14 protein-coding genes, 1 pseudogene and 2 riboswitches are annotated in these 12653 nt (G+C 31.4%); of the genes and pseudogenes, 11 read left to right on the top strand and 4 right to left on the bottom strand.

The window, feature by feature from the left end; genetic code table 11:
* The first annotated feature begins 554 nt into the window (after positions 1 to 554).
* The 8 genes and pseudogenes from KHA97_RS06240 (at position 555) to KHA97_RS06205 (ending at position 6315) form a co-directional block, all read left to right on the top strand.
* Positions 555 to 1409 (top strand): tyrosine-type recombinase/integrase, encoded by an 855-nt coding sequence (locus tag KHA97_RS06240; protein WP_213123836.1) that lies wholly within the window; start codon positions 555 to 557, stop codon positions 1407 to 1409.
* A 328-nt stretch (positions 1410 to 1737) separates the two neighbouring features.
* Positions 1738 to 2283: a DUF5067 domain-containing protein gene (locus KHA97_RS06235; protein ID WP_213123835.1), complete on the top strand. Its 546-nt coding sequence runs from the start codon at positions 1738 to 1740 to the stop codon at positions 2281 to 2283.
* A gap of 46 nt (positions 2284 to 2329) precedes the next feature.
* Entirely contained in the window at positions 2330 to 2488 is a 159-nt protein-coding gene (locus tag KHA97_RS06230; RefSeq protein ID WP_213123834.1) for a hypothetical protein, read from the top strand.
* 157 nt (positions 2489 to 2645) lie between these two features.
* On the top strand, positions 2646 to 2786 hold the full coding sequence (locus KHA97_RS06225; protein ID WP_213123833.1) for a hypothetical protein: 141 nt from the start codon (positions 2646 to 2648) through the stop codon (positions 2784 to 2786).
* A gap of 211 nt (positions 2787 to 2997) precedes the next feature.
* Positions 2998 to 4122 (top strand): hypothetical protein, encoded by a 1125-nt coding sequence (locus KHA97_RS06220; protein WP_213123832.1) that lies wholly within the window; start codon positions 2998 to 3000, stop codon positions 4120 to 4122.
* 134 nt (positions 4123 to 4256) lie between these two features.
* On the top strand, positions 4257 to 4457 hold the full coding sequence (locus tag KHA97_RS06215; RefSeq protein ID WP_213123831.1) for a sporulation protein Cse60: 201 nt from the start codon (positions 4257 to 4259) through the stop codon (positions 4455 to 4457).
* A 68-nt stretch (positions 4458 to 4525) separates the two neighbouring features.
* Positions 4526 to 4726: pseudogene (locus tag KHA97_RS23905) on the top strand (DnaJ domain-containing protein); the annotation flags it as partial.
* A gap of 671 nt (positions 4727 to 5397) precedes the next feature.
* A riboswitch (cobalamin riboswitch) is annotated at positions 5398 to 5560 on the top strand.
* 128 nt (positions 5561 to 5688) lie between these two features.
* A complete protein-coding gene (locus KHA97_RS06205) occupies positions 5689 to 6315 on the top strand; it encodes a hypothetical protein (protein WP_213123829.1) in 627 nt (208 codons plus the stop codon).
* 248 nt (positions 6316 to 6563) lie between these two features.
* On the opposite strand, the gene KHA97_RS06200 is transcribed toward KHA97_RS06205, so the two are convergent.
* The 4 genes from KHA97_RS06200 to KHA97_RS24260 form a co-directional block, all read right to left on the bottom strand.
* On the bottom strand, positions 6564 to 6926 hold the full coding sequence (locus KHA97_RS06200; RefSeq protein WP_213123828.1) for a response regulator: 363 nt from the start codon (positions 6924 to 6926) through the stop codon (positions 6564 to 6566).
* 71 nt (positions 6927 to 6997) lie between these two features.
* Positions 6998 to 7085, bottom strand: a riboswitch (cyclic di-GMP riboswitch).
* A gap of 109 nt (positions 7086 to 7194) precedes the next feature.
* The gene (locus KHA97_RS06195; protein WP_213123827.1) at positions 7195 to 7566 is read right to left on the bottom strand and encodes a hypothetical protein; all 372 of its coding nucleotides are present in this window, start codon (positions 7564 to 7566) and stop codon (positions 7195 to 7197) included.
* 134 nt (positions 7567 to 7700) lie between these two features.
* Positions 7701 to 8522, bottom strand: coding sequence for an ATP-dependent DNA ligase (locus KHA97_RS06190; RefSeq protein WP_213123826.1), 822 nt, complete (start codon positions 8520 to 8522; stop codon positions 7701 to 7703).
* Positions 8523 to 8720: 198 nt separating this feature from the next.
* A complete protein-coding gene (locus KHA97_RS24260) occupies positions 8721 to 8906 on the bottom strand; it encodes an aspartyl-phosphate phosphatase Spo0E family protein (protein ID WP_213123825.1) in 186 nt (61 codons plus the stop codon).
* Between the two features lie 1825 nt (positions 8907 to 10731).
* Between KHA97_RS24260 and KHA97_RS06180 the strand changes: the two genes are divergently transcribed.
* The 3 genes from KHA97_RS06180 (at position 10732) to KHA97_RS06170 (ending at position 12476) form a co-directional block, all read left to right on the top strand.
* Positions 10732 to 10956, top strand: a complete 225-nt coding sequence (locus KHA97_RS06180) for an ArsR/SmtB family transcription factor (RefSeq protein WP_213123824.1) — start codon at positions 10732 to 10734, stop codon at positions 10954 to 10956.
* A 138-nt stretch (positions 10957 to 11094) separates the two neighbouring features.
* The gene (locus KHA97_RS06175; protein ID WP_213123823.1) at positions 11095 to 11244 is read left to right on the top strand and encodes an FAD-dependent oxidoreductase; all 150 of its coding nucleotides are present in this window, start codon (positions 11095 to 11097) and stop codon (positions 11242 to 11244) included.
* A 527-nt stretch (positions 11245 to 11771) separates the two neighbouring features.
* Entirely contained in the window at positions 11772 to 12476 is a 705-nt protein-coding gene (locus tag KHA97_RS06170) for an FTR1 family iron permease (protein ID WP_213123822.1), read from the top strand.
* The last annotated feature ends 177 nt before the right edge of the window (positions 12477 to 12653 follow it).

Below are 12653 nucleotides of genomic sequence, written 5' to 3'. Positions count from 1 at the left end.
CTTGTTATAAGACGAGTGGCGAATGACAAAAACGCCCCCAAACCTTTATATGTAAGGGGCTGAATCGTGCGAATGATCGTATTAACGAATGATCTTACATAAGTAAAAAGTTAGTATTCCCAAGGGTTTGAACGTTTCAATAATTATTAACGATTCAATTACGATACATAAAAAAAGAGGTGCTACAAATGAGCACCAAAAAAATGTATGTATTCTTCACCCACCCAGCTTGTATGGTACTGGATTCATTTTGAATTGTCCAATCGTCAAAATTGTATTTTTGATAGATTAAGTGATTTAAAATCTTATTTTCACCTAATCAAAATGATGTATTTGAAATAGTTAATCATTATAAAAATAAACTTTCGCCATTTATAAATAAGGGTAGAGTAGGACATTTGGAATTATTCTAATCCGGAAAATATTTCAACATAACATAAACTATGTTGCATTTATGTTGATTTAATGGTACTATAATTAAAGATAATTCAACATAGTTTATTACATAGAGATGAAAAGTCAATTCAACATAGTTTATGAAAGGAATGATAATAATGAATTTAGTCGAGCGGTTGCGCCATTATTTAAAAGATGATGACAAAAGCGAGAATACAATCAAGGGTTATATTTTGAACGTGAATGGATTTTTAAAATGGTTTGATGAATCTAAGGATATGGAATTTTCAATGTTGCATAGGGAGAATGTGAAGGAATATATCTCCTTTCTAAAAACAGTGAAGCAATCGAAGCCCAAAACAATCAATACTAAAATCAATGCCCTTGTAAAATTCAATGAGTTTCTAGTCGAGAAAGGACACCAACAAGATATAGTTATTACAAAAAAGGATTTTCAAAAAGTCCAACAGCAATATGCTTCACTTGCAAAGGTAGAACAAAAAGACGTTGAGAAGTTTCGCCAATTAATTTTGGAAAGTGAAAATAAAAGGAATTACTCTTTGATTACATTATTGGCTTATGCTGGATTAAGGATAAGTGAAGCATTGAATCTTAAAATGAATGATTTTAACTTTGTCAGTCGAGAGATTATTGTAAAGGATGGCAAGGGAGATAAGTCAAGAACAGTATTCATGAATGATAAAGTCAAAGAATCATTGCAAAGCTATATAAGAGATCGTGGTGAGGTTGAGAGTGAATATCTTTTTATTAGCAATAGAGGTAAGCAATTAGACCGTACAACAGTAAATAAGCTATTTAAAACATTTTCTAATAGGTTACAAAAAGAGATCACGCCCCACGATTTAAGGCACTTCTTTTGCAGTCATGCAATAAATAAGGGAATGAGCGTTCATGAGGTTGCAAATCAAGCAGGACACAGTAATATTCACACTACACTTTTATACACGAATCCAAGCAAACAAGATCTAATTAATAAGATGAATCAATTATAAGGGATATAAAATATCTTTAAGTGGGAGGTCTGAAAAGATACCCTTTTTTTGTTTCTTTTTAACGCCCCTGCAAAGCCCTATACAGGTTTGATATAAAAGGTAATAGAATTAATAGAACGCCTAGAATAAAGCGTTAGGCTTATTTGAGAGAGAATAAATGAGATATGACTATGATGTTATATTGTTAATATGAAGTAATTATAAAAAGCACCTTGTCTGGAATGGATAAGTTGTTTTCTCTTGCAGTGACGGATTCACTAATTCCTTGCATTATATTTCCAGATGTTGGACAATGAACCTATGTTAATTCATAGGAGGGAATGGCGAGATGAAGAAATTAATCGTAGCATTACTATCCTTTGGAATGTTAACAGGTTGCGTTCAGTATAAAGACGGTAAACCAGTTGTGAAAGATAATGAATCGCCAAAAGAATCAAAGCAAGAACAACCTAAAGCTAAAGAAGAAAAACCAAAAGTAGAAAAACAACCAAAGGAAACTAGTCACAAAATAACTGTAGACGAAAAACTCTTATTCGGGGAATTAACTGTAAACTTTCAACAGGTAGAAATAAAAGACAATAAAGCTATCATAACGTTCAGTTGGATCAATCAAGCTGGTGACGGAAAGAAATTTTTCTTTGCGTTAATGGGAATAGACGTTATGCAAAACGATGTAATTCTCGATGAAGTATCGGGGGCATACGACGCAGCAAATAAGAATACAAGTGATGTTTACTTTCACAATGCAGAAGGCGGAGAGAAAAAAGTCACGCTTGAGTATGAGTTAAAGAATAAAGAAGCGCCGATTAATATTAGTTTCACACCTTACAATGGAATTGAGGATTCACAAAGCTTAACAATAGATATCAATTAAGGCATCTGATTAATTCAGGTGTCTTTTTTATTGGAGTGAATGCACATTGAAGGTAGTCAATCCATTCTACAAAACTAAGGTGTGGATCCGTAAGCGCGGTCTAGAAGGAAGAAGTGGAACGAGCAAAGCTGATATACGCAAGACTTTTAAAGTAGGTACTGGAACAATATACAGATTATTGGAACGTGAAGGAATCAAACGATAAGTAGAAAAATTTATTGAGTATCTGAAATGGTACTCTTTTTTTTGTTTTTTTTACGCATTACAAAGCTACTACAAGCCCTATACAGGTTTGATAGAAAAAGTAATAGAATATCGAATGAAACGCCTAGAATAATTATTTGAGGGAGAATGAATGAGAAATGACATTGAATGAGATGAAAGTTGAGATTGTTCATATGAATGATTGGTTTAAAAGAGAGATAATCAAAAAGGAAGAAATGAATCAGGAAATTTATAGATTAATTGAGAAAATTGATGACTGTATAGTGTATAGAATGTAAATCTAATAATGAGGAGTTAATTGTAATTGAATGCTGAAAGTAAATTTTTTATGAAAATGAGAGTATTGTTTATCTGTATGGCATTGGTTGGAGTAAAGATGTTGGGTGTGTATTGATCTATGAGCAAGATATAGGAGAAAGTTTTGCTGATGGATTAATTGTATTGATATAAATTATCTCTTATTGTTAAATGTTGGTAAGGGGTGATTTTATGAGAAACTTTGAAATGACTGTTAGTACATTTCCAGAGGACAGCACTAATTTAGAAAAGGAAATCGAATTAGTCAAAGTAGGATTGCTTTATTGTGATAAAGTAACCTTAAAAAGCATTAAAGCTGATATGATATTTAGATTCATAGAATATACTCAAAAGACAAAATTATTAGATCGGATGTATTCTTTAAGGGATATATCACATATGGGATTAATGGGGTTGCATGATGAAATTACGCAAATAATTTTGAGTTATGAGACACTGATAAGTCGAAGGATGGATAATCCTAAGATGATAATATTAAAGAAACAGATTGAAAAACAGTTTGAAGATATTTGGAATGCAATGAGTGCTACACTAGATGGAATCGTACAAAGGTCTGATATTGATTCTTTAGACAGGCTTATCAAATTAGATAAGTTAAAGATTGAAAGATATCCGTCTAATGCAGAAGATTTTTATGACGATTCTCATATTGAAGCTTACTTTGAAAGTTTAAAAGATACTTTATCTCAAAGCAATAATTATCCATTGTTGGATGATAAAATAACCGAAATTGTAAAAATAGGAATAAAAGAGGGAAAAATAGATATTGCTAAGGGAACTAGAGAAAGAATTAAGCATTCCACTCTTTCGTTGACAATGCTAGAGCAATTACCTAGTTTCGAGAGAGCTAGTATTAATGAGATAATTGATATACGTTCCGAATTGGATAAGTATTTAATAAGGTTCAGAAGTGCAATTGTAAAATATACGGATTTGATAGAGTCGGATATTGATGACGATGATTTATTTTATGAAATTGACAAATTAATTTTAAGAGAAATAAATCCGATTATCCAAGAGATAGATGAGCAATGTAAAGGAAATGGTTATTTGAGGGAACTAGCTTACAGGCTAATTAATTCTAAATGGGTTCAAGGAGCATCTGTGGGAATAATGCTAGGTAACATACTTGATGTATTCACAGTCACTACTAATACTATTTCAGCAGCAATTCCTGCTGGTGTTCAGGCTGTAAATCATCATAGAGAGTGGAAAGAAAAGCAGAGCGATATTGAAAAAAATAACTTATTCTTTTATTATCAAGCAGGTAAAGAACTGAATAATAGATATAATTAGTTTTTTCAATCACCTACTAAATATTTATTAGCGGGTGCTTTTTTAATGAGTAAAAAGAGGACTTTTGGCATATCTTGTTGAATACTGAAATGCAGGTAATTATTACTAATACAAAAGAAGGGGCGTAATTAGCTATGTTTACAACTCAAGTAAAGTTAATTGAAGGAGATTCTTTAGATACGTTTGAAATCGATTTAAAAAGATTTGTTATAGAAATTGATCCTGATAATTTAATTGATATTAAGTATGAAGTTTCAAAGTTCTTTAATACCTCTAATGAAAGAAGTTATGCGTCTGAAGTGCATTATTCGGCATTAGTCATTTATAAAGCATAACGTGATAAGAATACATTCATTTGGGTGTTTTCTTGTAATAGCATTTAGTTAATAAGGAGAGTCTTCTAATGGATAATTTTATCGATTATTACAAAGTCTTAAACGTCTCCTATTTCGCAACAAAAGATGAAATTAAAGATGCTTATAGGATAAGAGTAAAGGAGACTCACCCGGATAACAAAAATGGGGATTCTAAAACCTTTAAAATTGTAAAAGAAGCATACGATCTGTTGTCCAATGATGAAAAACGAAATCGATATAACGATTTCCTTTTCAAATATACGAAGGTAAATACACCAGTTAATAATTTTCAGAGAGAAGAAGTTCCGCCTAAACAATCTACTAGTGCGATTAGGTCTGATACAAAGAAGAAGGTTTGGAAACCACTTGCTGTAGTTTCTTTAGTTGTAAATGCAGTATTAATAGGAGTGGCTTTTTGGGGATATAGTCAGCTGATAGAACAGGAATATATTATTACTGAAATTCAAACAGATGTGGAAAGTGTCACAAAAGAGTTGTCAGATTTCCAAGTGGACTACAATACACTTAATGGCCTGTACGTTAGCCTGGAAAATGAATATAGAGAATATATAGAACAAACTGAAACAAAAGACGTAGTAAAAGAAGCTACAAATAATGAAATACCTATCGATAATACAGAAGATATATCTAAGATAGTAGCAAATAATCCTGCAGGAGCTTTTACTCAGGGATCTAGTAAAGATCATGTTAAAAAAATAATGGGTACACCATCTAGTTTAAATAAAATGCCGTTAGGTGAAGAAACATGGTGGTATGGGGGAACTGCGTTTGTAAATTTTAATGAAGAAGGATTAGTTGAAGGCTGGACAGATATTAAGGGTGACACATTAAAGGTACAATAAAGAAAATTTCGAAAAGTTGAGGGATAAAAGTAGTAACAACTCATAAGTTAAATACATACGATTTTTGACCAACTCATGATAACCTAACGAGTCAAGTTATGAGGGAATTCGGTAAAAAGCCTAAACTGCCCACGCAACTGTAAATGCTGACGAAATAAATAAACCCACTGTATAAGATGGCTACCAAGCAGGTAAATCTAATATTTGATTCATTATAGGCATCCATTTTATGGTACATACTATAATTTTAATCAAATAGATTGGGAAGTTTTCTATAAAGGCTTAAAGGATAGTATGTAAGACGATTGAAGGGTAACTAAAAAATGTGAAGGAGAAGAGATATTTCCATGATTCAAGATGAAATCAAAGAAAAAGAAAATGAAAAAACTGTTTTAATTAATAAAATGGAGGAGCAAAAGAACTTATTTTTATCAGAATTAGTACTGTTTTTAAAAGAATGGTTTCAAAATCAAACAAAGAGCACTATAAAGAAAAATGCAGATAAGGTAGTTGAATTAGGAGAGGATCGAGCAAAAGAACTTAAAAAAGCAATAGCTGAATTAATAGATAGGACAGAGAACATAGTGCAAGAATATATGAATGACGATATTCTTTGGTGGCACACAAACGAAGATGATGTTAGTTATTATTCATATGATCATAGACTATTAGATAAGACTGAGAAGAGAATTAGAGAGATGACTGGTGAACTTGGAGATATATTCATAAAATATGACATAGTAAAACCAACAAGTGAACACAGTAGAAATTATACAAGCGATTGGATTAAGGAAATATATGGTAAAACCAAAACCAAGTATGCTTATTCTATTTCATACTCTGAGAAACTTCTTAGTATTAATAGACAGTATGTAGAAATGATTAAGGTTGCTCAGGATACCAATAAGAAAATAGAGGAACTGAAAGAAAAACAGAAAAGAGACAACGTGGAAGAATGGTGGGACTCTCTTTAATATAAAATATAAATAAAAAATATTAATCTTAACTTCTACTGAAACACTCAATTGATTGGGTGTTTTTATTTTGATAAGGAATGAGAAAAATGGAAAACACTATGAAACCAAATCAAGTAACAAATATTTATTTAATCGTGAAGGTAAAAGAATTTATATATGAGTCAAAAGTATAGCAAATATTATATAAATTTGTAATATGCGGAAGATTATCCTTATAGTTCAACATATAAATAAAAAAAGGCACTCTACTGAGTGCCGAGTACCTTATTTACCTTTTCAACTAAATTATCGAAAAATGGTTTAATTACAAAATCTCTAGCTCCGCTTTCTATTGCATTTTTTACTAGATTATGGTGTCCTATAGCGGAACACATGATGACTTTTGCTTTTGGATCTATTTTTATTATCTCTTTAAGGGCATCAATACCGTCAAGCATGGACATGGTAAAATCCATCAATACAATATCCGGGGAATATAATTTGTACATTTCAATTGCTTTTAAACCGTCTTCAGCTTCAAGAAAATCATCAAAATCATTTTCTAAAAGAAGTTGTTTTAGTAAATTTCTCATAAAAAGAGAATCATCAACTAACAAAATTTTTGTCATTGACTATTTACCCTTTCAGTATATTTAGGCAAACTCGAAAGGTAAATTTAGTTATTTTTATTCAGGTATTACCTGGCAACCCGGCTACCGTGACAACAATGTGTTTTAGGCCCGTGGCTTTGCGTATCTGCCTTTCGATCAGATTTGCCTATAAGGGAAGGATATCGAAATTTGTAGGTAAATGGAAATGAAAAGATTTATTGCATAGTTGACACATTATACGAAACAGAATATTTCTGATTCAAAAGAAAAAACAGGCTTTTGCCTGTTAAATAAGATTGTTGTTCTTAAATCTTTCAAATCCCTTTTTAGTTAAATCCCTAAGCTCATGAAATAAATCCTCATCGATTTTTTTAAAATTAAAACATGATTTACCTTGCATTCGTTTTTTTAGGTTTGGTGATATATCTTGAAGTAAATCAGGACATGCATAAACTGGCATTAAATGATAACTGACGTAGTTCTTTTTGATTTGAACAGCACCAAAGAACAGGTTTTTCCTATTGTGTTCCATTATATGCTTAGTATCAAGTGAATAGCTTTCGTGGGTGTCTATTTTAACTTCAAGGTAACTTTCATAATTATGCATTATGCTTTTTAGTCTCAAGAAGATATCATTAAAGGTATTCCCTTTTTCCATTTTTCTTCCTCCCACTGAATATGGCAATTGATAGATTGATCATACACAAAAATGGTATTTAATAATATTAAAAAGTTAGAAACACTAAATTAATATTTTTGTTGCACATTCCGAAGAAAATGTGGAGTGGTAAATTATGATACCCACTCCACAAAACTAGGAATTCTGAGTAATCCCTTGCTAGTATAATTACGAAATTTAACAGATGCTTTCAGCTTAGGGCTTAAATAGACAAATTTATCATTTTCATCAATTACACAATCTTTGTAAACAGTATAAAACTCTCTTTTGTTTTGAGGCGGCATGAATTCTAGTAATCCAGCATAAGACCCGTTCTCATAATTTAAGAGTAATCCAAACTTATCTTTACGCAAACCAGATATAAATACATTCTCATATTTATAGTTAATGACTTTTAACCAATCGTTAGAGCGCTTATTGATTTGATATCTTGAGTCTGATCTTTTTAGCACGATACCTTCAAGGTCATGCAGTTTAACTAAGTCAAAATAAGTTACGCCATTACTAATAGTCCATTTCATCTTTGTAAGCAGCATGGTATCTTCCGGGATGATTTGCTCAAGGATCTCTTTCCGTTCAAGTAGAGTACAGGATAGTTTCTCATTTGAAGAGTAAACAATATCAAACACACAAAATGTAATCTGGTGATTAGATTTCATGGATCTAAAACGCTCCATGACATATTCAAAGTTTGGTTTGCCGTGAGAGTCCGTAACGACTATTTCACCATCTAAGACAGTACCGTCGGTTATCGGTAAATCTATTAATTCAGGAAACATTGAAGTGATCTCATTGTTATGTCGAGTATAAATTTTGACTTTGCTATTAAACTTAGTCCAGATACAGCGAAAACCATCGGCTTTTAGTTCTGTGATCCAAGAAGTATCATCAAAAGGCTGATCTATTTTATGTAGCAACATTGGAGAAATAAACATATAAACACCTCACAGTAATTTTAACATGTACAAACGAGGTGTAGGGCGGTTTCACCATTGGTAAGTTATTCAAAAATAGGGAGGAATCGAAATGAAATACAAAGGCATATGCCATAAATGCGGTGAGATGGTAGTGAAGGGATATGGCAGCTATAAGAGGATTAAGGGGAGTTGGAGGACGGAGTGTAAACAGTGTAGTTAAAACTTATATCTATTAAAAAATTGATATATATTCATTAATTGATCTAATGTCTGACTAAGTTTTATGGTCTTTTTATGTCTCAAACCATACTTAAGACCATAAAAAATCATTTCATTACGAATAATTTCTATTCTATCAATAAGTCTTTTCTCTATATTAACTTTATCGTGTAATTTACACATCTTCGCAACGCTCCTTTTATTAATAGAAGTGCTACAAAAAATGCCCGGATTACTTTATAGTGATTCGTAAGTCCTAGCTCTAATATACTATATTCAGGAAGGTTTTGGCAATGGGAATTTTCGTATATAGAAATAAATAGTAATAATATATTATTTAGCGATGGTGGTAAGAGTCACGCCAGATGGAGTGTTTAAAGGAACTGTATTAGAGAGCTAGGAGCGAAAATACACAATTTCGAATAAATTGTAAAAAGGTCTTTCAGTGTGATATATAATTGCTTTTTACTTTGGAGTGACTAGTGTTTATTGAGGTGCAATTCCTTAACGTTCCATATATAAGTGGATGACTCGTTGTAAAATTGAATTGTCGAAAAATTCACCGCGAAGCGTTAGGCGTATGAGAATTGATTTTAAAAAAAGGAATAAAAGAGGTATTTTAATGTAATTGGAATAGTGGGGGGGTATTTTACATTTATAAGGTCTATTTGGTGTTGTGTATTGCATAGAACTGATACAGTCACCTAAGGTACTAGATTTTTTACGATTCAAAATTATTAATTAGTCGAATTAGCCGATGCTTTAAAATAACGTAATAAAGCGATTTTAGACGTTTTCCCTATTCATGATAAATCCCCTTACCTTCCTATTCCCTCATTGAAAATCAACTGAAAACGTTTTACACGACCATATATACACTTTTACCTAAACAATTTCCCTATATCCTTTCCAGTTGATTTTTCCTAGCATTCCTCTTTCCAACTTTCCCTTTTTGAACTGTATTCACAAGTGTGTATAATAATCCTCCTGTTTTATTAACTTTAGAAAAAATAACTTTTCAGTCTTTAATAATTTCACTCCTGAGCATGGATATAACTTTGTAACGACATACTTTGCTGTTGTGTTTAGTTCATAATCACACAAAAATGATAATGAAATAGGACTTGTTTTGAAAAATCTATTTTCACCTACTTTAACGTAGCAAGCAAAACATAGATTCCCTTCTTTATCAATTGATCTCAACTTAATTATTACATCTTCAGCATTAATCCCCTCCCTAATAACTGTCTCCAGCTTCTGAAACAAATTTTCAAGTTGTATGCCCGTTCTCAATTTTCACAATTACCTCCTTTTCAAGTAGTACTTAAATACTATCTTCAACAATGTTTCATAAAAGCCTTCTTATATCAAACAACATGATCAGTAAATGGTTTCAATTCCCATAAATTGAGTGTGAATCTTTTTATGTGACAAGGTTTTCATGATTTTAGAGGAGTTTCGATTTGTGTGTCGAAGGTACGCTATGAAACTATTTTTTATGGAATGAATCTATGTCTCAATAGCTAAATTCTGTTACATCTCCATCATTTATATGCACTTGAAAAGAATCTCCGTTTTATCAATAAATCCCATCATTACTCGTCTAACAGCTTTATATGCAACCATAATAGCGTCCCTTTTCTAAGGGGCGTTTATTGTTTCAAAACAAAGCACTCTCCAATCATCAACTAAAAGAAGTATGTCTACATTAAACTTCACGGCCAATCTAACTCCAATCTTTTTATTTACATCAATATTACATTAGATTCAGTCTAAAAGGGAACGTAGGTTCTTATTCGGGCAAATAAAATGTATATTACACTACTAAAATCCTTTGATACTCTCTAAATAAACGACAGTAAATAGACTTTATATACTTTAGTGAATTATGCATGGAAGTTTCTAATCTTTAGTTAGGGTTTGGCATTGGCATGAAAAATGGAGTAGATTATGATAAAGAAAACATATCGCGAAAATACGATATGTAAATAAACGAAGGAGTCAACTTTTGATTAACGAGGAAATCTTTCGCTTTTTAAAAGCTTTGGCTAGTGAAAAGAGGCAGCAGGAAATCATATTTTTATTTTTAAACAGAAATGAGGTAACAGTGAATGAGGTAGCTAAATTAGTTGATATTGGTCAATCAACTGCTTCCGAGCAATTAAGGATTTTAAAAAATCAGGAATTCTTTCTTCTCGGAAGGAAGGAAAGAAGTTTTCTACTCAACAGATAGAAATAAAATCATGGAGTTATTACAGAGCTTAAATCAAATACTGACGGATTGTTGTAAGTGAACATGTAGGAATTCTATATGTTCATATTTATTCAACGATATATCGTTAAATAACGATATGAAAAAGGAGAATATAAAATGAAAAATCAATTTGATTGTATTGTTATTGGTGGGGGGCAGTCGGGATTATCTTCTGGTTACCACTTGCAAAAAGAAGGTATAACATATTTGATTTTAGAAGCGGAAGAACAAGCTGTTGCTTCATGGCAAAATACTATGACAGTTTAGAAAAAAGTACAGCAACTGAGAGAATTCTATCCAAATAAGGGGAGGTTTATAGATAAGTTATTTAAAAGTTTTTTTAACCTTTCAACTGAATCATTGGGAGACATTATAACTCCTTTTTATGAAACATCTCATGATTGCAAATTATGATAATTCATACGCTATATTTATATATGACATAAAATAATCCAATAAGTAAGTGCTGAGAAATGGATCGAGCTTGCAGACAAATCCAGAATAATATATGGCTATAGATAATAAGATTATGCAAAAAGGATTATACAAAAAGTTGGATTCTGTTACTACGTTGTTTATAGCGATATGAGATTATTCTTTATTTAATTGGTACACATTGTGTTCGTTAGTAAAATGTTCGTTCTTATAGGGAAAAAAATTTATTATTTCCTTCTTTAAAAGGAAAGCTTTTAATTAAAATCAAAAATTTTTTACGTCAAACATATTGACACTAAACAGGTAATCTTATAACATCTAATTGAAAATGATTATCATTATCAAAAGGGGGGTTTAACATGATTGATAGTTTGTTGTTATCTTTGAGGGAAGGGCTTGAAGCAGCACTTATTATTGGAATTATTCTTGCTCAATTAGTCAGGATTAATCGAAAAGGTCTAACTAAATTTGTTTATATAGGTGCTATTCTTGGTTTTATTGTAAGTGCAATAGGAGGGATTATTGGATTTAACGAAGCACAAGAAGCAGCGGAATCTTCAGAGGAACTTTTTGAAGGGATTATAATGCTCTTATCCGCAGGGCTGATTGCCTATTTTATTCTTTGGTTACATAGGAATCACGGCCATTCTTCTATGACAAAAAAGGTTACACAAAATACAAATGCAATCGGACTCTTCATGTTGTCATTTTTATCTGTTTTTCGTGAAGGAATGGAATTGGTTATTTTTAATCTAACTAAAATTACTGAGAGTGCTTATACTGTTGCTACAGGCAGTATACTAGGTATTGTAATAGCTATTCTTATTTCTTTTGTTGTTTTTAAAACTTCAATTAGGTTCAACCTTTCCATACTATTTAAAATATTGGGTGTTATTTTGATTTTAGTTGGTGGAGAGATGTTTGGAGAAGGTTTAGTGAAAATTTTTGAAGGAGGAGAGATTTTAGAAACACTAGGCGTGGCTGTTTTTATCGTTCTTTCTTTTATAATTTTTTTCCAGCAAGATTTAAAGAGATTATTTAAAAACCGAGTTGTTGCAAAATAATCCAAACACACTTTAACTAATAAAATATTATTCTTTAAAAAGCCCTCTTTATGCAAAGAGAGGTTTTTTTGTAGATAAAACTTATTCTTAAAACCCATTCAATTCTTATCATTAAGACAACTTAACTTTGAATATATTAGAATAAAACCTGCCTTCGTTTCAAATTCTATCCTATTT

Origin of the sequence: Lederbergia citri, assembly GCF_018343625.1 — a bacterium.
GTDB classification, from domain to species: Bacteria; Bacillota; Bacilli; order Bacillales; family Bacillaceae_C; genus Lederbergia; species Lederbergia citri.
The sequence above is the reverse complement of the archived record's forward strand: the minus strand, read 5'-3'. Positions and strand labels throughout refer to the sequence as shown.